The sequence below is a fragment of the Klebsiella sp. CN_Kp075 genome, from assembly GCF_040065055.2.
Taxonomy (GTDB): Bacteria; Pseudomonadota; Gammaproteobacteria; order Enterobacterales; family Enterobacteriaceae; genus Klebsiella; species Klebsiella aerogenes.
Genome location: NZ_CM198050.1, coordinates 4631263 through 4651573, shown reverse-complemented (window position 1 = coordinate 4651573; position 20311 = coordinate 4631263). Strand labels below are relative to the sequence as shown.

Genomic DNA, 20311 nt, shown 5'->3' with positions numbered 1-20311 from the left:
CGGTTGTGGATACAGTGTCCGTATTCCTGCCGGGTGGCGGCTGACGCCTTACCCGGCCTACAAATAACTCAGCGATCACCCGGTTATTTGTTACCCGTAGGCCCGTGCAAGCGGAGCGCCGTCGGGCGATTCCAGGCAACCGGACCAGGCCCGGCGATAAAGCTCGGTTAACGCGTTAGCGTCCGGCGCGCGTGGGTTGGTTGGGGTACAGCTGTCGCGCAGCGCCTGGCCGACCATCTCCGGCAAACGGCGTTCGAATTCAGCCGCCTCAATGCCGGTGTCGCTAATGCCGGAGGGCATGTTCATCTCTTCTTTTAAAGCCTGAATGGCGACCAGCAGGCTGGCGACGCCCTGGCGCGGCGAGGCGGCTGGCAGATCCAGCAGATGCGCCAGACGGGCATATTTCGTTGCTGCAAGGGTGTCGCACTGACCGTCGAAATCGGCGTTCCAGGCGACGACTTGCGCCATCAGCAGGGCGTTGGCGCGGCCATGGGGTACGCGGAAGACGCCGCCGAGGGCGTGGGCCAGGCTGTGGGTTATCCCAAGCGACGCGTTGGTGAAGGCCATCCCCGCCATGCAGGAGGCGTTATGCATCTTTTCGCGCGCCTGCAGGTTGTCGCCGCTGCGCCAGCAGGTCGGCAGATAGCGGAATACCTGCTGCACCACTTTCTCCGCCAGCGCGTCGGAAAAGTCGCTGGCGGCGCGAGAGACGTAGGCTTCCAGAGCGTGACACAGTACGTCCATGCCGGTGTCGGCGGTAATTGCCGGCGGCACCGAAGCCACCAGCGCCGGGTCAAGAATGGCGATATCCGGTAGCAGCGACGCATCCACCAGCACCAGCTTCTCCGCATTGGCTTTCACCACCGAAAAGGCGGTGACTTCCGAGCCGGTGCCGCTGGTGGTGGGGATGGCGACGAAGCACGGGCGGGGACGGTTGCCCTGCGGACGGGTCTGCGCCAGGGAGAAAATAACCGCTTTGGCGGCATCGATTACCGAACCGCCGCCGAGCGCGATAACCAGATCCGGATAGTGGTTATCCATCAGCTTCATGCCGCGCACCACGGTGGCGATATCCGGATCCGCCACTACGTCGTCCCACATCTGCCAGGCGATCCCGCGCTGGCGCAACAGGGCGGTGACGCGCTCGGCGAGGCCAAACTTCACCATCGCTTTATCGGTCACCAGCAGCACGCTGCGGGCGGAAAGTTCGTTCAGCACCGAGAGGGCGTCCTGACCGAAGCAAATCCGCGGTTTCAGTAAAAATTCACTCATTGGGCTATTCACTCCTGTTAGGCGTCCCGAAACACGTTCTCGACAATGGCGACCACCGACATCGCTTTGTAGCGGTCTTTATTGAGCGCGAAGTACTCTTCCGCCAGCACGATGTCGTGCATGCCGGCGCCGACGTTATCGACGGCGACCCAGGTCTGGTCTTTCATCGGCTGCTGTTTGTCATCTAAGCGGGTGATCAACAGCAGGTTGCTGCCGCGTAGCTCATCGCATTTTTGCGTGGCGACGACATGGCCGGTTACCTTTGCGAGAATCATCGTTTATCGCCTTATATCAGTGCGTTACTTAGCGAGGCGCTCCAGCACCTGGCGAATAACGCGTTCCACGTTTTGTTCGTTGATTTCACCTTCCATACTGGCGGCGCCTGCGCTGGCGAAACGGTCATCGTTGCCTGCGGAGCACGCTGGCGCGGCATTGGCCGGAGCGTTGAAACGCACGTCATCAAGAATGCTGCGCTGCGGATCGCTCGCCGGAGTAACGATGGTCGGCTGGGGCTCAGGGCGGCTGCCCGGCGCGCGAAGCTCGTCAATCGAACGCACGCCATAGCCGACTTTGCGGATATTGAGCAGGTTCATCGGGCCGACGTTGTCGGAGCTGGAGCCGCCGCCGACCGCGCCGCAGCCGAGGGTCAGCGCCGGAGAGATGTTGGTGGTCGCGCCGATACCGCCGAGCGCCGCTGGGGTGTTAATCAGAATGCGGTTGACCGGTTTTTCGAGGCAGAACTGGCGGATGACGTCCTGATTACGGGTGTGGATCACCAGCGTATGGCCGAGTCCTTCGTTGGTCAGCAGCTCCACCACGCGGTGGCAGGCGGCTTTCCAGTCCTCTTCCACATACAGGCCGAGCACCGGGCACAGTTTTTCGCGCGAGTAGGGGTTTTTCGGCGATACGGTGGTTTGCTCGGCGATCAGCACTTTAGTGCTGGCCGGTACGCAGAATCCCGCCATCTGGCTGAGGTATAGCGCGGTTTTGCCGACCACTTTCGGGTTGATGGTGCCGTTCGGGCGCAGCAGCAGCGCCGCCATTTTCGCCGCCTCATCTTCATTCATGAAGTAGACGCCCTGCGCTTCCAGCTCGCGGTGAACCTCGTCGTAAATGCAGCGTTCGACGATAATCGACTGCTCGGAGGCGCAGATCACGCCATTATCGAAGGTTTTACTGGTGACGATATCTTTCACCGCGTGGTGGATATCGGCGCTGCGTTCGATAAACGCCGGGCCGTTACCCGGGCCTCCGCTGATGGTCGGGGTGCCGGAAGCGTATGCCGCTCGCACCATGCCTTCGCCGCCGGTGGCGAGGATCAGTGACACGTCTTTGCTGTGCATCAGTTCGGAGGTGGCTTCGAGCGTTAACTGGGTGATGCCGTCAACGCTGCCTGCCGGGGCGCCGGCCGCTTCTGCCGCGCGTTTGACGATTTCAATCGCCTTCCAACTGCACTGACGCGCGCCCGGATGCGGGGAGAAGATAATGGCGTTGCCGGCCTTGAGGGCGATCAGCGCTTTGTAGATAACCGTAGAAGTTGGGTTAGTTGAGGGGACCAGCGCGCAAATCACGCCGAGCGGCACGCCCACGTCCATCACTTTTTTTACCGGGTCGTCATGAATGATGCCAACGGTCTTCATATCTTTGATGGCGTCGTAGACGCGCAGCGAGGCGAAACGGTTTTTCAGCACTTTGTCCTGCCAGTTGCCAAAACCGGTCTCTTCCGCGGCCATTTTCGCCAGCGCTTCGGCGTGGTGCGCTGCTTCCTGGGCCACGTTTTTCACGATGGCGTCGATTTGCTGTTGCGAAAAGGTGGCCAGAATCGCCTGCGCCTTTTTGGCGTTGCGCACCAGTTCCCGCGCGTTCTGCCGGGACTGCAAATCGTTATCCAGTTCAATCATGAGTCTATCCTTCATCAGACGAAAAGAGTGGAGACGGGGCGCGCCCTGTCAGGTCATGCTTTGTGCTGCGCCGCGATTTTTTCGATGTCGTTATGTGGACGCGCAATGACGCGAGAACTGACGACTTCGCCGATGCGTTTCGCCGCTTCCACGCCGGAGTCGACCGCCGCGTTGACCGCGCCGACGTCGCCTTTCACCATTGCGGTGACGAGGCCGGAACCGACGTTTTCATAGCCGATAAGCTCGACGTTGGCGGCTTTACACATCGCGTCCGCGGCTTCAATGCAGGCCACCAGACCTTTGGTTTCGATAAGACCAAGCGCTTCTTTCATCAGGATTCTCCGTTAGTCCGCAATCTTGTAATGCGAGACGATTTTGTTGATGTCGTTATGCGGACGGGCGATAACCAGCGAGGTCACCACTTCGCCGATGCGCTGCGCCGATTCCACACCGGAATCCACCGCCGCTTTCACCGCGCCGACGTCGCCTTTCACCATCGCGGTGACAAGGCCAGAGCCGACGTTTTCATAGCCGATAAGTTCGACGTTGGCGGCTTTACACATCGCATCCGCCGCTTCAATGCAGGCCACCAGACCTTTGGTTTCAATCAGACCTAATGCATCACCCATTTGCGTTCTCCTGGCCTTCAGGCCTTGTGTTTAATGACGATTTTGTTGATGTCGTTATGCGGACGCGCGATGACCAGCGAGGTCACCACTTCGCCGATGCGCTGCGCGGATTCCACACCGGAATCCACCGCCGCTTTCACCGCGCCGACGTCGCCTTTCACCATCACGGTGACAAGGCCAGAGCCGACGTTTTCATAGCCGATCAGTTCGACGTTGGCGGCTTTACACATCGCGTCCGCTGCTTCAATACAGGCCACCAGACCTTTGGTTTCGATAAGCCCCAATGCATCACCCATCGTGATTTCCTCCAGAACAGGTTTTGTTATTCGGGAAAACCGTCCGCGTAACGGCATCAACACGCGGAAGCGGCGTTCGGGGTTCACTATAGGGAATGGGGAAAGAAGTGAAATTTAAATCCGTGGAGATGAATATTTTAGGTTTTTACTCTGTGATTTAGCCTTATTTAGCCTTCCATTTATCTTTTCGTTCTGTTTTATGCGTGTTGATTTTTATGATGATATGGCGCTTTTTTAGGCTATTTATCGGCGAGAGGTGAATGTTAATAAGATGCTAATTACTTGCCAGCAGGCGGTAATATAGCCGCGAGATAATTGTGGGTATGCGCAAGTTTTGACGTCGAAGCTAAATGCAAAACGTGCGCTTTTAGCATCGTGGAAAGAGGGGGCAATAACGGAGCGTGAGCGAGGGCGCATTTTCCTCGCGGCGATACAGAGGGGACGGGTTAGTTAAGCGTGCTGCCGGACTTCAGCGTGCAGATGTAGAGCGGTGAGTTGATAGAGCTCAGCAGGATAGCTTTGTCGTTAAGCTTCTGCGCGTTGAGGAACAGGCCATCGTGGCTGTCGGACATCTCGCGCATGAAGTAGTCAAAGATGACATTCGGCGATTCGTCGATGGACGAGGCGCTGGATTCCCATTTTTTAATGCGGTAGTGGCGTTCGGTTGCCGAGATACGTTGGCTGGTGTAGCTGAATTTGACGTAGCGCTGCAGGTAGAGCCAGCCGGCGGCGGAGTCGGTATAGCCTTCCACAACCATCGAACCGTTACCGTTGGCGGCAAAATTAAAATGGATATTGCCGTTCACATTCTCTTTTTCCATGTTTTCAAAACGCATGATCGCTTTGGTGGAGCAGCTCATCACGCCGTCGTTGGCATCCGGCAGCAGACGCCAGGCGCTAAACCCGGCGGCGGCGATAAATGCGAGGGCGGAGAGGGCGAAAAAGGTGCGGGGCGCGAGTCTCATTGCGGCTTCCAGGAGTAGTAAAAGTAGTTATCGCAATAGCTAAATGGGTTGTCTTCGTGCATCGCGCAGTGGGCGAGAAATACCCGGCCCAGGCCGTTAGTCTCCAGCCGGTCGCCGTAGAAGAAAACGAAACGCTCCCCCGGCTTGCAGCTGAGCTTCAGCCGCTGACGCACCTCATCAAAATTCTTACCGTAGGCCGTGGCGGAAACCGAACGCAGCATTTCATCGCTGGCCAGCAGTTCGCACTGGCTGTGGCTCATCAGCGTCAGATTGATTGGCCGGGCGACGTGGGTGCCGGCGAGACTAAATGCCACCAGCAGCAGGGCGATGAGCAGCAGACAGCCGCCGGCCAGATACCAGCACATACCGCGCGCATGTAGAGAAGCGGTGGGCGGCGTTGGCGCCGCAGCGGGGGCGGCTTCATCAGGCGTATCGCACGTGAGAGCGGCATCGGCGGGCGGCGGCTCGGCGTCGAGCAGTTCGATGCTGAGATCCTGATTCAGCTGCAGCATGCCGCGCGACACGGTGACAATAATGTTATCGATATCGTAGTGGCGGAAGGTTTTGCGCAGCATGCTCAGGTATTGATTGAGATTGCTGTTGGATGAGGTTAAGCCGTTATCGTCCCAGACCTTTTTCAACACTTCATCGCGACTGACAACGCCGGTATGGCGAAGAAAGAAATAGAGCAGCGCGTTGGCGGTAATGGATAGCTGACTATCCGGCTCATTGCCGCCCGGTAATGTTAGGGTGCCGTCCGTTGCGTCATAAATGAGACGGGCATTGATGTTGTAGCGCATCGCGGCCTCACTCTACTCGCTTCACGCGGGAAGCGTCATTTTTGTCAGATCGTTTACCAGCGCCTGGCGGTGTTCGCTGCTCATGGTGCGCCCTTCGGTCAGTTCCGATAACCAGATGCCGTCGGCGGCGTAGCGCACCAGCGTGCCGGTCGGGCCGTTGTCGAGCGCATCGCCCTGCGCCAGATGATCCAGCATCCAGTCGCGCCAGCATTTTCGCAGCACCGGTTCGTCCGGCATCGCCAACGACAGCACCATCAGCTGGCGGCTCTCGTGGGTATCCGTCAGCTCCGGGTTGGACAGATAGCGCAAATAGGCGCGGGTAAAGCGTCCATAAGCGATGTTATCGGCGGCCATCAGCTCGCTAATCGCCTTTTCCATGATCGCCAACAGCCGGGCGAACAGGGCGAAAATCAGCGCCTGTTTATTGGGAAAATGGTGCATGAGCCCGCCTTTGCTGACACCAGCTTCGCGGGCGACGGCGTTTAGCGATAGGGCGGCAATACCATCCCGACCGGCGATCATCGCTGCGGATTCAAGCAGTTGACGATGCAGACGGACGGGGTCTTTTTTACGATGCTGGGCTTCCATGTTCATGGCCCGAATCATACCGACCAGACGGTATGATTATTCTTGATCGCTATCAATATGAGAGGGCGCTTCGGACGGCGGGATGTCGTTATTGCGTGGAGGCTCACAGATTGACAGTGACCTTCAGCAGATCAGGAAGTTAGCGCGTGCGGTAATAGTGGCCTACACCGCACGCGCGGGGGGATTAATCGACCAGTTCCTTGACGATGTTCATCAGAGCATGGACATCTTGCGGGCGGGTATTGCCGCTTTGCGGATCGATAATGGAACTATAAATATGCGGCATGACCTGCGCGACGCCGGCCTGCAGGCAGGTTTGTAGAATCAGCGCAAAGTTATCGAGATCGATGCCCCCGGTGGGCTCAATCAGCGTCATACCGTTTTCTACCGCGCTTTGGGCGAGCGCTTTCAGCTCCGCCAGCGACTTTTCGCCGCCCATCGGGAAAAATTTAGCCGCATGCGCGCCCATATCCTGCATCATTCTGACCGCCGCATCGCAGGATACCTGGGCCGGAATGCCCTGGGCGCTGCGCACGCCGGTGGAGATGCGTACTTCACCGGGCGTGCCGCTGGGGCTGACCAGCGCATTAATAAAGGTTTGCTGGCCGCCGGTCGCCGCCAGCGCCCCGGCGGCAAAGCCGCTGCCGGTGAAGGTCTGGTTGACGTGAGCGGGGTGGACCTGCGCGGCGATCATTGCCGCTTTGTAAAACTGCGCCGGATCGCCGGCGCCGAGACCGACGGAAATAGAAGGCACTTCCGCCATCCAGCGGCGCACTTCTGCAACGCCTTGTTCGACGCTGGTAAATTGCGCCGAGAGTACGCCAATCACCGCGTGCCCTTCAGCGGCGTCATAGATTTCCCGGGCGTTGGCGATGTCCTTCGCCAGCACGTTAATCGCCACCCGCTGGCGATAAAAGTTAATCCGCTGCATGCTGCGTAATCTCCTGTAAGCGCGTGACGATGAGCGACATTTCTCCTTCGCCGACGGTGCGAGGGTCAAGGCTAAAATGACCCTCATGCAGATAGTAGCGGCGGGCGTAAATAGCGATATCGCCGCCGCGTAGCTGGGCTTCAACCTCATGGGCGCTGAGTCCCAGTTCATTGGCGTCGACGCTGACCCGAATGCGCCAGATGGCGCGCCCGGCCTCATCCTGCTCGATATCGGCGCGCAGGCCGGGTAGCGCGGAGATCGCCTCGGCGAATGGACGCAGCGCGGCGGCGTCGGGCGCCGGTGCCGCCGTCCGGTAACGGTCCAGCGCGTAAACGAGACCGACCATATTCTCTTTGCCGATTTTCATCGCCCGCGCGATGCCGTGGTGCTGGGCTTTACAAGCGGCGATCCAGTTGCGCTTGCCGCTAATAAAGCCTGAGGTTGGGGCGTTAAAGGCTTTCGCCCCGCTGTAGATAACCATGTCCGCGCCGCTGGCGACCCACTGGCGCAAGTCTTCTTCGGCGGCGGCATCGACGATCAGCGGCAGATTATGCTGGCGGGCGACCTGCACGAAATCGTCAATACCGAGCATCCCTTTTTGCACGCAATGGTGGGATTTCACATACAGTAGCGCCGCCGTGCGTGCGTTCACCGCGCTCTCCAGCTGCCAGCGTGCCGCCAGATTGCTGGAGCCGACTTCGACAATGCGCCCGCCGCCGAGGCGGATAGCGCTGGTGATTGGCGCGCCGTAATCGACATTATGCCCGCGCAGTATCACTATCTCGTTCGGCCACTGGCTGCTGTCCGGCATCTGCGCCACCTTTTCCGGCTCGCCGCGGGTGATCGCCGCCGCGACGGCGATGGCGATACCGGCGGAGGCGCAGGAGGTGATATAGCTGTCTTCCGCGCCGGTGTGGGCGGAAACCAGTTCGCCCGCGCGGTCGGTTAATTTATCGATTTCGACGAAGGCTCCCGCCGCCTGCGCGGTGGCCTGCATCACTTGCGGGTCGACGGCGGACACGCCGAGGATGGTCATTTTGCCGCAGGCGTTAATCACCCGTTTTAAGCCCAGTTGCTGGTAGATATTGCCGTTCATGATTTACAGCACTCCCAACAGCGAGCAGACGATGCTGATAGCGACTATCGACAGTAAAATGGTGGTGTAGCGCGGCCCTTTTTTCAGTAAGTAGAAATAGATAGCGAACACCGCCGCCAGCGGCAGCAGGCCGGGGGCAATTGAGTCGAGGATCTGCTGGACCACCACTTCCGAGCCTTTAAGCGCGCTGATTTTCAGCGGGGTGGTGATTTTGACGTAGCTTGCCGACAGCGCGCCCATCATGATGAGACCCAGTACGTTGGCGCCGTAAATCAATTCTTTAATTCGCCCCCCTTGCAGCAGGCCGATAATGGAGTCACGGCCCAGGGTGTAGCCTTTATGCACCAGTCCGTAGCTTATCGCCATGGTGATCGCCGGGTAGAGGATCAGCGGGGCGATCCCGCCGAACGCGCTGCCGCTGGCGGCGAAGGGGATGAAAATCGCAATCAGCAACGGCATCACCGCGGCCCAGATAATCGAGTCGCCCATCCCGGCCAGCGGGCCCATCAGGCCGGTTTTTATCCCGGTGATTGAAGCGTCGCTGATCGGCTCGCCGCGGGTTTTCTGCTCTTCCATGGCGATGGAGATACCCTGGATAACCGAGCCGAAAGTCTGTTCCGAGTTAAAGAAGTTCAGGTGGCGTTTGAGCGCCTCGGTCTGCTCCTCTTTTTCCGGGTACAGCTTTTTGATGATGGGCGTCATTGAGGCGCAGAAAATCAGGCTCTGGAGACGTTCGTAGGAGCTGGATACTTCCGCCCCCAGCCAGTAAATCAGCCAGGCTTTGGTGATATCGGCTTTGCTCAGCGCCTGGGTTTCGCGGGCGCGTTCAACCAGTTCATGTTCCATTACATCGCTACTCATCATGCAGCTCCTTCATTTTTGGCCAGGCCTTTAATCAGGAAGGCGACGCAGGTACCGAAAATCGCCATCGCCATGATGTCCACCTTCAGGTAGAGCACCGCGAAAAATCCGCCGATAAACCACGGCAGCAGGCTCTTTTTGCCGATCACCATGATGGTGATGGCAAAGCCCAGCGCCGGCAGGATACCGCCCATAATTTCAAAGGAGTGGGTCAGCCAGTGCGGCATCAGTTTGAGGAATTTTTCCACTACGCTTTGGCCAAAGTAGTTGGCGGCGAAGACCACCGGGAAGCGCAGCACCAGCCCCAGCAGCGCCGGATAGATAAAGGCGCAGCGCATGATGCCCGCCATGTTGGCGCTTTCGGCGTGTTTGTCGGCCATGTGCACCCACGCGGCGTTGAGCGTGCGGCGCAGCTGATCGAGGAATACCCCGATGACGCCAAACGGGATCGCCAGCGCGATCGCCAGGTTGGGCTCCATCCCGGCCTTCACGGCGATCGGAATGGCGATACAGGCGGCCAGCGCCGGGTCCGACGGCACGTTGCCGCCCGGCGTGGAGGTCACTCCAAGATAGACCAGCTGCATACCCGCGCCGATGATCATCGCGGTTTTCATATCGCCCAGCAGCAGGCCGACGAATACGGCGATCACCACGGGTTGCAGCAACATGGCGGAGAAGGTATAGCCTAAACGTAATCGGGCGAACCAGTAATACAACCCCATCAGGCTCGCAAAAAGTAAGGTATCCATAGTTTTTTACCTTTTTATCAACTGGTTAGAATTTTTTCAGGATGTCGTCCAGTGACTGTGGTTTATCTTCCGGGATGGTCTGAAAGAACACCTGAATGCCGCTATCCTTCAGAGCGCCGAGGATGCCGACATCTTTTTCATCAAGGGTGATGTTCTGGAATACGGCCTTGCGGTTCGGCCCGCCGCCCAGCCCGCCAACCTGAATCGTCTGCACGTCAAAGCCCAACTGGACGGCTTCCTGAACGGCTGATAGCGACGGGAATAGCACCAGCACATTGCCATCGCCGAGCTGATTCTCTTTCCAGGCGGCGGCGAAGCTGGCGTTGCCGTAACAGTCGACTTTGATGTTCGGCGGCGCGGCCATTAAATAGATATTTTTCATAAACGGATCGGCATCCAGCTCGTCGCTGACCACGGCGATACGATTGGCCTGCGACTGGCCGACCCATTTGGTGACGACCTGACCGTGGATCAGACGGCTATCGATACGACATAAAACGATTTTTGCCATGATGGGCTCCTTAAGAGGTTAACTGGTTCACGTGGGCGACAACGTCGCGGCAGCTGCTGCGTCCTGCTTCGACCAGCGCATTAACGCAGCCGGTGAGCGGGCCCTGCTCGCGCAGATCCAACGCCTCCAGCAGCAGCGAGGCGTTGAGCCCGCAGACGACGGCGATGGGGTAATCCGCGCTCAAGCGCGCGGCGACGTTGGAGGTAGTGCCGCCGAGAAAATCGGTCAAAATCAGCGAGCCTGCCGGCATCGCCTGCACGGCCGCTTCGACGCGCTGATAAAACTCGCCGAGGGTATCGACAGGCATAAGCGCGATTTCGCTGACGCCGGCGATTTCGCCGGTCACCATGCGCAGACTGTCGCAAAGTTGCGTGCCCCAGCCGCCGTGCGTCAGCAGCAGAATTTGGGGTAACTGGGTGGTAGGTTCAGTGGATGACAAAGTGGCCTCCTGGCGCCGAATCGTTGACGCACTAATAAGAGCAAAGCGCGTGCCACAATTTGTGTCATCTACCGAAGAGGACAAGGCTGGCGGGCCGCAAAGCCGCGCCAGAACAGGCGTTAACTAAATAATAATTCGTAGATATAAATGTACTCGGCATCGGATAAACGGATGGCGTAGGCCTCTTCAACCGGATGGAAAGCCGATTTGATGACACTAAACGCCTGAGCGTCCATATCCGGCCGCGTTTCCAGCGCCATCTGTAACGGTTTACGGTTAATCACGATACGCTCGACCATACAGCAGCAGTGGATCAGGAATCGTAGTGTCACCTGGCGGTTAGGCGTAATGTCCAGCGAGCTCCTGAGCTGGTTCAGGATCCCTTCCATTTCTTTTAATATGCGCTGCGGATTGAGCACCGAAATATGGTTGATAATGCTTTCCATGGTCAGGGCGCAGATAAACCGTGAAGCGCTGCGCTCCATCTCCAGACGGCGCTCGCTGCTGGATAAATCCGGGGTCAGCAGGCTGAGCACCAGCTCCGGCCCCTGCTCGGAAAACAGCTCCTCCAGCGAGATAAACGGGATATCGGGCAGCCCCGGCTGGAATGTCCCGACAATACCCGCCAGCCGTTCATGCGCCCTGATTGCCTGCTGTAGGCGCTCCGGGCTGCGAACTTCGTTGTAATCGAGGATCACCATCCGGGTATCCTGCGACATCAGCTCGCCAAAGCTCTCCTCCAGCACCTTTTTGATTTTTTCCGCCGTGCCCATGCCGGTAATGCAGGAGATAACCAGCACCTTGCCGGCGTTCTCCTGCTGCGGCGTGCACAGCTGGCTGGCGATGCCTTTTTCCTGCATTAAGGCTGCCAACTGCGGCAGGTCGCCGGTTTCGTAGCTGAGATCGAGACCGATCTCCAGCAGGCTGGTCAGGGTGATATTCGGCATCAGCAGGACATCGATCTGGAACAGTTTGCTGATGGTGCTGCCGAAATGGACCAGCGATCCGATGTCGACCATCAGGATCAGCCGCTGCCAGCGTTTGCTGTGGATCAACTGGATCAGCTTTTCCAGCGTATCGTGCACCGATTGTTCGAACGGCATGTCGATAGCGTTGAACAATTCGCGTTCCAGCACCCGATTGACGTACTGCGCCATGCTGGTGGCCGTGGTGGCGCCATGGGCAATGAGGATCGCCCCGCAGTCCGGGCTGGCGGTGATGCGCTGGCGGTAATGGCGGCACTCTTTGAGGAACAGGCATAGCCAGACCACCTCGGTGGCTGGACACTGGATATGCAGCAGATCGTTGATCTTCTTGCATAACAGAGTGGCGTTATCGTATTCATCTTTGCAGCGATCGAGGATCAGGCTCGAAGAGTATAACTGCGGGATCAGGCCGCGTTGTACGTAGCTGATGAGAGCGAGAAAGTGTTTACGCAGCGGGTTGACCAGGTTTTCCGGCAGGGCGAAGCCGAGTACCTGCTCAACGTAGCCGATAAGCAGGGTCACGCGCTCCTCAATCCGATCGCCATAGCGTGGCGCGTGGCTGGCGTTATCGCGGCTGTAGAGGCCATATTCAAAAATCGAGCTGAGCTTATTTTTAAGAATCGCCAGCGTCTCGGCGGGCGGCACGTTGCTATTGCGCAGGTTAACGTATTCGCGGGTCAGGAAGCTGTAGAACAGATCGCTCTCCTCGACGCTGTCATCGGCCGCCGAACTTTTCAACTGCGGAAGAGTACGGGCATCGATGTTCAGCAGGGGACGGCCGTTAAACAGCGCATCGACCAGCTGTCGTTGCTCCGGCGTGGCATTGATCGGGCCGTCCGCCAGTTTGCTGTCCAGCAGCAGTATCTCGTTATTAGCCGCCATTCCCGACGCCCATGCCTGGGCGCACAAGAACTGGATGTCGCTTTTAAGCTGGCCGATGTTGCCTTCCAGCGGCTTGTTCAGCAGCCACAGCAGCAAGGTTTTATCGATACTCACCGTGCGCTCGATTTTGCGACTTTCGCGTTGTAAAAAACCGATGATCAGTTCGATCTGCTCTTCAACTGAACGCTGGCGGATGCCGGGTAAATCGATAGCGACCTGAATACGCCGCTGGAAGGTGCGTAATAGCGATGAACTGATGGGCTCGGTGGTGGCGCAGATCAGACGGACGGCGATATTGCGCGCCGGACCACTGGCGCCGAGCGGGCGATATTCGCCTTTATCCAGCAGCGAAAAGAGCTTTTCCTGCCCTTCATAGGGCAGGCGATGCACTTCATCCAGCAGCAGATAGCCGCCGTCGGCCTGTTCGATTAGCCCGCTTTTGTTTTCCATCGCCCCGGTAAAGGCGCCCTGACGGTGGCCAAAGAGATGCGATGACAGCAGCTCCGGGTTGTTGGCGTATTCAGCGCAGTTGAAGTAGACCAGCGGCGGCCGTTTTTCACCGCCATGCTCGCAGGCGTAGCGGTGCATCAGTTCGGCAAAAAAGGTTTTACCCACGCCGGAAGGGCCGGTCAGCAGGACGTGCAGCCCGTGGGGATACAATACCGCGGCTTTCCCTTTTTCCACGGCATCGTGCAGGCTGCGATCGTGGCCGATCAGCATGGCGAACGGATCGACAGCCTCATTGTGATCTTGCGGCTGCGGCAGGAGATCGGCGAGCGTTGCCGGCTCGCGTTCGCTTTCCGTCAGCGTACGGTCGAGCAGCGTTTCCGTCGTCCGGCGATGTAAAAAGAACACCGGGCGGCCGCGCGTTTTAATCACCAGCCCGTCGCTCCACAGCTGATTGAGATCTTTACTCACCGAGTTGCGCGCCAGCCCGAGGTTAAAGCCGATTTGCTCTGCGGTGAAGGCGTTCGAGCCCCTGGCTAAATCCTCCAGCGTCACGGCCTGGCTCAGCCTCTCCAGCTCCCGCAGTACTATCTCAATACGTCTCATCTCGTTACCGGGTTGTTCAATGTCGATAGTTGAGAACATACACTATTACGCGGCGTCAGAAAGAGACCGGGGGCGAAGTTGGCGGTCTTAACGATATCTACAGAGTGTCCTTTCACTGCCACAATGGTGGTTTAGGGTGGGATTGGATATGGTTAGCGCATCTCACCGGAGGAACAGATATGTTGAGCGGATTAAATCATCTGACCCTGGCGGTCAGCCAGCTGGCGCCGAGCGTGGCGTTTTATCATCAGCTACTTGGCATGACGCTGCACGCGCGCTGGGATAGCGGCGCGTATCTTTCCTGCGGCGATCTGTGGCTGTGCCTGTCGCTGGATCCGCAGCGGCGCGTCACTCCGCCGGAGGAGAGCGACTACACCCATTATGCGTTTAGCATCAGCGAGGCGGATTTCGCCAGTTTTGCCGCCCGCCTTGAGGTCGCTGGCGTAGCGGTATGGAAACTAAACCGTAGCGAAGGCGAGTCGTACTATTTCCTCGACCCTGACGGCCACAAGCTGGAGCTACATGTTGGCAGCCTCGCCCAGCGCCTGGCCGCCTGTCGCGAGCAGCCGTATAAGGGGATGGTGTTTTTTGACGAGTGATGGAGAGTCTCCCGGAGGCGGCGCATGCCGCGCCTTTTCCGGGCTACCGGCCCTGTAGCCCCGGTCAGCGTCAGCGCTACGGGGATAACAGACAAAGCCTCACTCCATCGCCACCTTCACCGCTTCCCCCAGCTTCACCATCACCTCTTTATGCTTCTCGATCGGCGGCAGGGCGCAGTTGATCCTTAAGCAGTTACGATATTTCCCCGATGCCGAAAACAGCGATCCCGGCGCGACCTGGATCTTCAGTCGACACAGCTGCTTGGCGACGCAGACCATATCCACCTGTTCCGGCAGCTCGACCCACAGCATAAAGCCGCCTTTTGGCCGGGTGACGCAGATGCCGCAGGGGAAAAACTCCCGCAGCCAGCAGGTGTAGATCTCCATATTACGCTGATAGATCTGCCGCATCCGCCGCACGTGGCGGTGGTAATGGCCTTCGCGAATAAAGTTACAGGCCGCCAGTTGGGTTGAAGGGACGTTAGTGCCGCTGGCGGCGTACTTCATCTGCAGCAGACGATCGTAGTAGCGCCCGGGGGCAATCCAGCCGATGCGCAGGCCGGGGGCGATGGTCTTGGTAAACGAGCTGCAAAGTATCACCCGACCGTCGATATCCCATGAATGAATCGTACGCGGGCGCGGGTATTCCGTCGCCAGCTCGCCGTAAATATCATCTTCGAAAATCACGATATCGTGGCGCTGGGCAAGGGACAGCACCGCGCGTTTGCGCGCGTCAGGCATGATGTATCCCAGCGGATTGTTGCAATTAGGCACCAGGATCACCCCTTTAATTGGCCACTGATCCAGCGCCAGCTCTAAGGCCTCGATGCTGATCCCGGATTCCGGATCGGTTGGGATCTCAATGGCTTTCAGCCCCAGGCCGCGAAGTATCTGCATGGTGCCGTAGTAGCAGGGGGATTCGACAGCGACGATATCGCCGGGGTGGCACACCGACAGCAGCGCCAGCGATAATGCGCTGTGGCAGCCGCTGGTGATCAGCAGATCGTCGGCGGTGACGACCGATCCGCCGTCGAGCATCAGGCGGGCGATCTGTTCGCGCAGTTCGCGACGCCCGGCCAGCTCGTCGTAGTTGAGCACTTCGCTGAGGTTATGCTGAATTGCCCGGCTCAGTTCGCGCCAGATAGGCTTAAGGCTCGGCTGGGTGACGTCCGGCGAACCGCCGCCGAAGGTAATGATCGATTTATCATTGCGCGCATCGAGCATGGTCAACACCTGGTCCCACTGGGTGATCTCCACCGGGCGCTGCACCGGGCGCGACATCGTCGGTACCGGCGCTTGAGCTTTACGCGGGGCGACGAAATAGCCGGAGCGCGGCTGCGGCACGATCAGCTGTTGCTGTTCCAGCGTCTGGTAGGCCTGCTGAACGGTACTGATGCTGACGCCATGCTCCTGGCTCAGGCTGCGCACCGACGGCAACTTTTCGCCCTGGCGATACAGCCCTTGTTCGATACGTTCTGCCAGCAGACTGGCCAGATGTTGATAACGGGTCATGCTGTATCCTTAGTAATTGCCATACAGATAGATAAACCAGTACAGATGGCGGTCAAAAATGGGGCATGGTGTACGTTTTAGCCAATCTGTATGTTAAAGAAAAGTGTTTTGTGAATCTGTATTGTTCAGGCCCGGATCCGTGAAGATAAAGCCTCTGGCAAGGCGAGGAGGTAGAGGATGGAATTTCACGAGAATCGGGCAAAACAGCCGTTTATCGGCTGGGTATTTCTGGCGCGAGCAATTAGAAAATGGTGGCTTCGTGGGCAAACGCGCAAAGTATTGCAGCGAATGAGCGACGAACAGCTGAAAGATGTCGGGTTGCGCCGGGATCAGATCAATTAAAAAGTGCTTTTTTGTAGCCCCGGTAAGCGTCAGCGCTACCGGGGAATTACATTCACAAAATTTATCAATTGATGCTTCTACTCCCATCGTTTCTTGATACTTACCATGATAAGTATTATTTTCCCCACAGCTAAGTGAGGAAAGTAACATGACCGAAGACGAACTGTTTGCCCGCCGCCCGATGGGGATGCGCATGGCGATGGTGGTGCGCCAGTGGCGCGCGATTATCGACAGCGCCATTACCGATACCGGCCTGACCCAGTCAAGCTGGACGGTGCTGATGCAGCTGCATCAGCTGGGGTGCAACGTCTCGGTAAGCGAACTGGCGGAAGTGCAGGGTATTGAACTGCCGCCGCTGATGCGCACTCTCACGCAGCTGGAAAAGCAGGGGTATCTACTGCGCTCAACATCGCCATACGACAAGCGCATTCGTCTGCTTACGCTGACGGTAGAAGGCCGTACAGTCCTGGAAAAGCTGAACCGCGTGATTGAAACCTATCAACGGCGCGTGACGGAAACCATCCCCGATGCGGACCTCGACACCTTCAGCGCCACGTTAAATCAAATCGCCTGCAACTTGCGGATTATCCGCGAAGAAGATAACAAGATCTAAAACACTATGATGACGCCAGAACAAAAATTTGCCCGCTGGGTAAGGGTAAGTATTGCCGCTTTCCTGGTGATATTCGCCTGGTTTATCGTTGCCGATATCTGGATCCCGTTGACCCCGGACTCCACCGTGATGCGCGTGGTGACTCCGGTCTCGTCGCGGGTCTCCGGCTACGTCTCGCACGTCTACGTGCATAACAATAGCCAGGTGAAAAAGGGCGAGCTGCTGTATGAGCTCGATCCCACGCCATTCATTAATAAAGTTGAAGCGGCGCAAATCGCCCTTGAACAGGCCAAACTGAGCAACCAGCAGCTGGATGCGCAAATCGCCGCCGCTCGCGCCAACCTGCGCACCGCGCAATATACCGCGCGTAATGACAAAGTCACCCTCGACCGCTACCAGCGCCTGAGCACCATGCAAAACGTGTCGCAATCGGATCTCGATAAGGTGCGCACGACATGGCAGACCAGCGAACAATCGGTCAGCGCCCTGAATGCGCAAATTCAGAACCTGTTGATCCAGCGCGGTGAGCGCGACGATAAGCGCAACGTAACGCTGCAGAAATACCGCAACGCGCTGGAAGAGGCGCAGCTCAATCTCGGCTGGACCCAGGTTCGCGCCGAGACCGACGGTATGGTCAGCAACCTGCAGCTTAATCCGGGAATTTACGCCACCGCCGCCACCGCCGTGCTGGCGCTGGTTAACAACAACACCGATATCGTCGCCGACTTCCGTGAAAAAAGCCTGCGCCACACGGCGGTGAATACCGATGCGGCGGTAGTGTTCGATGCCCTGCCGGGTAAAGTCTTCCCGGCGCACGTGACCAGCAGCGACGCCGGTATTCTTGCCGGTCAGGAAGCGGTGAATGGCCAACTGTCGCAGCCTGAGCAGTCCACCCGCTGGGTGCGCGATGCCCAGCGCATGCGGATCCACGTCGCGCTGGATCAACCGCTGGATAAGCCGCTGCCGACCGGCGCTCGCGCTACGGTGCAGTTGTACAATAGCGACGGCCCCTTCGCCCGCACCTTTGCCGGCCTGCAGATCCACCTGGTGAGCTGGTTGCACTATGTCTATTAACACCCTGGCGCACGTCTTTACCCCGCACGGCAATATCGTCTACACGGCCAATGATTTTCGTCAGACGGTACGCATTGCCGTCGCCGGGACCATCGCGCTGAGTATTTCGACCTTCTACGACGTGCAGTACGGCGTGTTTTTCGTCGTTTATCCACTGATGCTGATGTCGCTGGTGCCGGTGTTTAACCGTCACGTCGCCCGACAGTTTGTGTTCAGCGCGGCGGTGAATTGCGTCGAAATGGTGCTCATCGTTGGCTATCTGTCGCAGTGGCCGGTGATTATGACGTTAGTTGTGTTCGGCCTGTATGTGATGCGCTTTCGCTTTATGAGCCAGGGGCCGCTGTTCTTGCTGGGGTCGATGGGCGTGGTGTGCCAGAGCACGATGCTCAATTTTATGAGCTATCCCTCCAGCAACTGGCACACGCTGATGTTCTCCAATATGGAGGCCTGCGTGATGGCGGTGGCGCTGAGCGCATTGCTCCATTACCTGATCCCGGATGTCGAACCGCGTAAGCCGCCGCCGCGCATAGAGAAAGACGCCGCACGGATCCGCCATGAATCGCTGCTTTCCGGCACGGTCGCGACCATTATCTTTGTGATCTTTCAGATCTGCGATCTGAGCGATTCGCTATCGGCGCTGATGGCCGGGGTGCTGATCCTGTTTCCGATGCACTATCGCGGCGCGGTGATCAGCTCGATCTGGCGTGTGGCGGGGGTCGTGCTGGCTTGTCTGTACATTCTGGTGGTGCAGCTGATTATCTATGATTTCAGCAACCACATGATCCTGATGATGCCGCTGATTGGTCTTGGTCTGGCCTTTAGCGCCCGCCTGCACGTGATGGAAAAAGTGGGCGCGGGCGTGGGTTTCGCCAGCATTACTACTATCGGTATTATGTTTGGCCAGAACCTGCATCCGAATCAGGATCTGGTGTTCAGCGACCTGTACCGTATTACTTCGGTCACGGTCTCGCTGGTGGCGACGCTGACCATGGTATTTCTGGTCCATCGGGTGCTGAACTGCTTCGCGCCGACGCGTTTTGTAGTGAGTGAATGACGTCACATCGTCAGGCCCTGCTGCGCGTCGCGAAAGGCGTTATGGAGCAACCGCCACATATGGTGCGCGGCGGGGGAAAAGCGACGATTTGAGTTGCGTAGCAAGTGACATTGGGCGCTGCTGGCAATGGGATGAGCGATGGGAATAGCCCGCAAAATACCGTGGGCTATCGCTTCCCGAGCGGCAAACTCAGTCATAAAAGAGATCCCCAGACCCGCCTGGCTCAGGCTCATGGCGGTGGAGAAGAGGTTGCAGCGGTAGGCCGGGTGGAACTGCCGTCCGGCCGTTTTAAACATGGCGTTCATATGGCGCTGCAGGCCAAAGTTATCTGTTAGCGCGATCAGGCGATATTGCGTCAGTTCATCGATGGTCACCGTCGGCTGCCGCGCGATGGGATGCTGTGCAGCGACCACTGCGCAAATGGGCCCCCACTGGAAGCTATGCCGTTTAAGTTCCGGGTTGCCGATGGGGCCGAAGGCGACCGCCATATCCGCTTCGCCGTTGGCGATATCGTTAAGCATCTCCTGCATATTGCCAACGCTAATATCAACGAACACGTTTGGCCACGACTGCGCAAAGGTGCTCATGACCGACTCGATAAAAGTGGCGACCAGCCCCCCGCCGATCCTGACAGAGATGGTGCCGCCACGCATGTGACGTAAATCTTTTAGTTGGCTTTCCAGTTTTTCCCGTCGCTGACGGCTTTCGTAGTAATCCTCCGCCAGCAGGCGCCCGGCTTCGGTGAGCGCTACATTTCGCCCCTGTCGCTCAAGTAAGGGCAGTTCCAGCGTTCGCTCCAGCTGCGCTATCTGCCGGCTGATAACCGACGGATTGATCCCCAGAATATCGGCTGCCCGTCTAATACCTCCTTGAATACCGACTTCATACAGATAGCTCATGGGCCGTTCATGCAACATCTTTCACTCTCCTTTGTTGACCTCAGGTCAACAATAACACCCTTTACCAGGCATTTATCATCCCGGCTAGTTATAGATAATCATTATTCAGGAAGAAAATAGAAAAGGAGAAAATGCGGGGGTAAACCATCATGTTAATAAGGCCGTGGTCGCGGTGGTTACCAAAAATAAGATATCGATATACCACAAAAAAGATAAATAAGTAAGGAGCATGCTTCCTGGTGAATTTTCGGAAAAAAGG

General features: G+C 57.8%; 23 protein-coding genes. 5 read left to right on the top strand and 18 right to left on the bottom strand.

From position 1 onward, the window contains the following. Nucleotides 1–90 precede the first annotated feature (90 nt). The 16 genes from ABLV78_RS22185 to dagR form a co-directional block, all read right to left on the bottom strand. On the bottom strand, nt 91–1272 hold the full coding sequence (locus ABLV78_RS22185) for a 1-propanol dehydrogenase PduQ (protein WP_047043818.1): 1182 nt from the start codon (nt 1270–1272) through the stop codon (nt 91–93). A 17-nt stretch (nt 1273–1289) separates the two neighbouring features. Continuing rightward, a complete protein-coding gene (locus ABLV78_RS22180; RefSeq protein WP_015368471.1) occupies nt 1290–1547 on the bottom strand; it encodes a EutN/CcmL family microcompartment protein in 258 nt (85 codons plus the stop codon). Between the two features lie 24 nt (nt 1548–1571). Then, on the bottom strand, nt 1572–3173 hold the full coding sequence (locus ABLV78_RS22175) for an acetaldehyde dehydrogenase (acetylating) (RefSeq protein ID WP_047043819.1): 1602 nt from the start codon (nt 3171–3173) through the stop codon (nt 1572–1574). Nucleotides 3174–3226: 53 nt separating this feature from the next. Next, nucleotides 3227–3505, bottom strand: a complete 279-nt coding sequence (locus ABLV78_RS22170) for a BMC domain-containing protein (protein ID WP_004146125.1) — start codon at nt 3503–3505, stop codon at nt 3227–3229. 12 nt (nt 3506–3517) lie between these two features. After that, on the bottom strand, nt 3518–3802 hold the full coding sequence (locus ABLV78_RS22165) for a BMC domain-containing protein (RefSeq protein ID WP_002442227.1): 285 nt from the start codon (nt 3800–3802) through the stop codon (nt 3518–3520). Between the two features lie 17 nt (nt 3803–3819). Beyond that, a complete protein-coding gene (locus ABLV78_RS22160; RefSeq protein ID WP_012542984.1) occupies nt 3820–4098 on the bottom strand; it encodes a BMC domain-containing protein in 279 nt (92 codons plus the stop codon). A gap of 446 nt (nt 4099–4544) precedes the next feature. Beyond that, nucleotides 4545–5063, bottom strand: coding sequence for a FidL-like protein (locus ABLV78_RS22155; RefSeq protein WP_023322003.1), 519 nt, complete (start codon nt 5061–5063; stop codon nt 4545–4547). Further along, nucleotides 5060–5863, bottom strand: a complete 804-nt coding sequence (locus ABLV78_RS22150; protein ID WP_047043820.1) for a winged helix-turn-helix domain-containing protein — start codon at nt 5861–5863, stop codon at nt 5060–5062. Before ABLV78_RS22150 ends, ABLV78_RS22155 begins: the two co-directional genes overlap by 4 nt. Nucleotides 5864–5884: 21 nt before the next feature. Continuing rightward, nucleotides 5885–6469, bottom strand: coding sequence for a TetR/AcrR family transcriptional regulator (locus ABLV78_RS22145; protein WP_015704263.1), 585 nt, complete (start codon nt 6467–6469; stop codon nt 5885–5887). 166 nt (nt 6470–6635) lie between these two features. Next, the gene (gene dagF, locus ABLV78_RS22140) at nt 6636–7382 is read right to left on the bottom strand and encodes a 2-dehydro-3-deoxy-phosphogluconate aldolase (RefSeq protein WP_047043821.1); all 747 of its coding nucleotides are present in this window, start codon (nt 7380–7382) and stop codon (nt 6636–6638) included. Beyond that, the gene (dgaE, locus tag ABLV78_RS22135; protein WP_047043822.1) at nt 7369–8478 is read right to left on the bottom strand and encodes a D-glucosaminate-6-phosphate ammonia lyase; all 1110 of its coding nucleotides are present in this window, start codon (nt 8476–8478) and stop codon (nt 7369–7371) included. The genes dagF and dgaE overlap by 14 nt, the downstream gene beginning before the upstream one ends. A 3-nt stretch (nt 8479–8481) precedes the next feature. After that, complete coding sequence (locus tag ABLV78_RS22130; RefSeq protein ID WP_162182316.1) at nt 8482–9342, bottom strand: PTS system mannose/fructose/sorbose family transporter subunit IID; 861 nt, start codon at nt 9340–9342, stop codon at nt 8482–8484. Beyond that, the gene (locus tag ABLV78_RS22125) at nt 9339–10088 is read right to left on the bottom strand and encodes a PTS mannose/fructose/sorbose/N-acetylgalactosamine transporter subunit IIC (protein WP_015368463.1); all 750 of its coding nucleotides are present in this window, start codon (nt 10086–10088) and stop codon (nt 9339–9341) included. Before ABLV78_RS22125 ends, ABLV78_RS22130 begins: the two co-directional genes overlap by 4 nt. A gap of 25 nt (nt 10089–10113) precedes the next feature. Then, a complete protein-coding gene (locus ABLV78_RS22120; protein WP_015368462.1) occupies nt 10114–10599 on the bottom strand; it encodes a PTS sugar transporter subunit IIB in 486 nt (161 codons plus the stop codon). A 10-nt stretch (nt 10600–10609) separates the two neighbouring features. Further along, on the bottom strand, nt 10610–11038 hold the full coding sequence (locus tag ABLV78_RS22115) for a PTS sugar transporter subunit IIA (protein ID WP_015368461.1): 429 nt from the start codon (nt 11036–11038) through the stop codon (nt 10610–10612). Between the two features lie 119 nt (nt 11039–11157). Continuing rightward, nucleotides 11158–13959: a transcriptional regulator DagR gene (gene dagR / locus ABLV78_RS22110; RefSeq protein WP_348865195.1), complete on the bottom strand. Its 2802-nt coding sequence runs from the start codon at nt 13957–13959 to the stop codon at nt 11158–11160. Between the two features lie 179 nt (nt 13960–14138). Here dagR and fosA point away from each other — a divergent pair, with 179 nt between their 5' ends. Next, nucleotides 14139–14558 carry a FosA5 family fosfomycin resistance glutathione transferase gene (fosA, locus tag ABLV78_RS22105; protein ID WP_047043824.1) on the top strand — a complete coding sequence of 140 codons (420 nt, stop codon included), beginning with the start codon at nt 14139–14141 and terminating at the stop codon, nt 14556–14558. 99 nt (nt 14559–14657) lie between these two features. Here fosA and ABLV78_RS22100 read toward each other — a convergent pair whose 3' ends face one another. After that, nucleotides 14658–16070 carry an aminotransferase-like domain-containing protein gene (locus tag ABLV78_RS22100; protein WP_045395466.1) on the bottom strand — a complete coding sequence of 471 codons (1413 nt, stop codon included), beginning with the start codon at nt 16068–16070 and terminating at the stop codon, nt 14658–14660. Nucleotides 16071–16247: 177 nt separating this feature from the next. Here ABLV78_RS22100 and ABLV78_RS22095 point away from each other — a divergent pair, with 177 nt between their 5' ends. The 4 genes from ABLV78_RS22095 (at nt 16248) to ABLV78_RS22080 (ending at nt 19153) form a co-directional block, all read left to right on the top strand. Then, the gene (locus ABLV78_RS22095) at nt 16248–16412 is read left to right on the top strand and encodes a DUF1127 domain-containing protein (protein ID WP_064571553.1); all 165 of its coding nucleotides are present in this window, start codon (nt 16248–16250) and stop codon (nt 16410–16412) included. A 148-nt stretch (nt 16413–16560) separates the two neighbouring features. Next, nucleotides 16561–17025 (top strand): MarR family winged helix-turn-helix transcriptional regulator, encoded by a 465-nt coding sequence (locus ABLV78_RS22090; RefSeq protein ID WP_045395468.1) that lies wholly within the window; start codon nt 16561–16563, stop codon nt 17023–17025. Nucleotides 17026–17031: 6 nt separating this feature from the next. Further along, a complete protein-coding gene (locus tag ABLV78_RS22085) occupies nt 17032–18099 on the top strand; it encodes an HlyD family secretion protein (protein WP_047043825.1) in 1068 nt (355 codons plus the stop codon). Next, nucleotides 18089–19153 carry a DUF2955 domain-containing protein gene (locus tag ABLV78_RS22080; protein ID WP_047043826.1) on the top strand — a complete coding sequence of 355 codons (1065 nt, stop codon included), beginning with the start codon at nt 18089–18091 and terminating at the stop codon, nt 19151–19153. The genes ABLV78_RS22085 and ABLV78_RS22080 overlap by 11 nt, the downstream gene beginning before the upstream one ends. Before the next feature lie 2 nt (nt 19154–19155). On the opposite strand, the gene ABLV78_RS22075 is transcribed toward ABLV78_RS22080, so the two are convergent. After that, nucleotides 19156–20070, bottom strand: a complete 915-nt coding sequence (locus ABLV78_RS22075; protein WP_047043827.1) for a LysR family transcriptional regulator — start codon at nt 20068–20070, stop codon at nt 19156–19158. Between the last annotated feature and the right edge of the window lie 241 nt (nt 20071–20311).

Coding starts and splice junctions, on each gene's coding strand:
- ABLV78_RS22185 (WP_047043818.1), bottom strand. CDS start 1,272: ATGAGTGAATTTTTACTGAAACCGCGGATTTGCTTCGGTCAGGACGCC.
- ABLV78_RS22180 (WP_015368471.1), bottom strand. CDS start 1,547: ATGATTCTCGCAAAGGTAACCGGCCATGTCGTCGCCACGCAAAAATGC.
- ABLV78_RS22175 (WP_047043819.1), bottom strand. CDS start 3,173: ATGATTGAACTGGATAACGATTTGCAGTCCCGGCAGAACGCGCGGGAA.
- ABLV78_RS22170 (WP_004146125.1), bottom strand. CDS start 3,505: ATGAAAGAAGCGCTTGGTCTTATCGAAACCAAAGGTCTGGTGGCCTGC.
- ABLV78_RS22165 (WP_002442227.1), bottom strand. CDS start 3,802: ATGGGTGATGCATTAGGTCTGATTGAAACCAAAGGTCTGGTGGCCTGC.
- ABLV78_RS22160 (WP_012542984.1), bottom strand. CDS start 4,098: ATGGGTGATGCATTGGGGCTTATCGAAACCAAAGGTCTGGTGGCCTGT.
- ABLV78_RS22155 (WP_023322003.1), bottom strand. CDS start 5,063: ATGAGACTCGCGCCCCGCACCTTTTTCGCCCTCTCCGCCCTCGCATTT.
- ABLV78_RS22150 (WP_047043820.1), bottom strand. CDS start 5,863: ATGCGCTACAACATCAATGCCCGTCTCATTTATGACGCAACGGACGGC.
- ABLV78_RS22145 (WP_015704263.1), bottom strand. CDS start 6,469: ATGATTCGGGCCATGAACATGGAAGCCCAGCATCGTAAAAAAGACCCC.
- dagF (WP_047043821.1), bottom strand. CDS start 7,382: ATGCAGCGGATTAACTTTTATCGCCAGCGGGTGGCGATTAACGTGCTG.
- dgaE (WP_047043822.1), bottom strand. CDS start 8,478: ATGAACGGCAATATCTACCAGCAACTGGGCTTAAAACGGGTGATTAAC.
- ABLV78_RS22130 (WP_162182316.1), bottom strand. CDS start 9,342: ATGATGAGTAGCGATGTAATGGAACATGAACTGGTTGAACGCGCCCGC.
- ABLV78_RS22125 (WP_015368463.1), bottom strand. CDS start 10,088: ATGGATACCTTACTTTTTGCGAGCCTGATGGGGTTGTATTACTGGTTC.
- ABLV78_RS22120 (WP_015368462.1), bottom strand. CDS start 10,599: ATGGCAAAAATCGTTTTATGTCGTATCGATAGCCGTCTGATCCACGGT.
- dagR (WP_348865195.1), bottom strand. CDS start 13,959: ATGAGACGTATTGAGATAGTACTGCGGGAGCTGGAGAGGCTGAGCCAG.
- fosA (WP_047043824.1), top strand. CDS start 14,139: ATGTTGAGCGGATTAAATCATCTGACCCTGGCGGTCAGCCAGCTGGCG.
- ABLV78_RS22100 (WP_045395466.1), bottom strand. CDS start 16,070: ATGACCCGTTATCAACATCTGGCCAGTCTGCTGGCAGAACGTATCGAA.
- ABLV78_RS22095 (WP_064571553.1), top strand. CDS start 16,248: ATGGAATTTCACGAGAATCGGGCAAAACAGCCGTTTATCGGCTGGGTA.
- ABLV78_RS22090 (WP_045395468.1), top strand. CDS start 16,561: ATGACCGAAGACGAACTGTTTGCCCGCCGCCCGATGGGGATGCGCATG.
- ABLV78_RS22085 (WP_047043825.1), top strand. CDS start 17,032: ATGATGACGCCAGAACAAAAATTTGCCCGCTGGGTAAGGGTAAGTATT.
- ABLV78_RS22080 (WP_047043826.1), top strand. CDS start 18,089: ATGTCTATTAACACCCTGGCGCACGTCTTTACCCCGCACGGCAATATC.
- ABLV78_RS22075 (WP_047043827.1), bottom strand. CDS start 20,070: ATGTTGCATGAACGGCCCATGAGCTATCTGTATGAAGTCGGTATTCAA.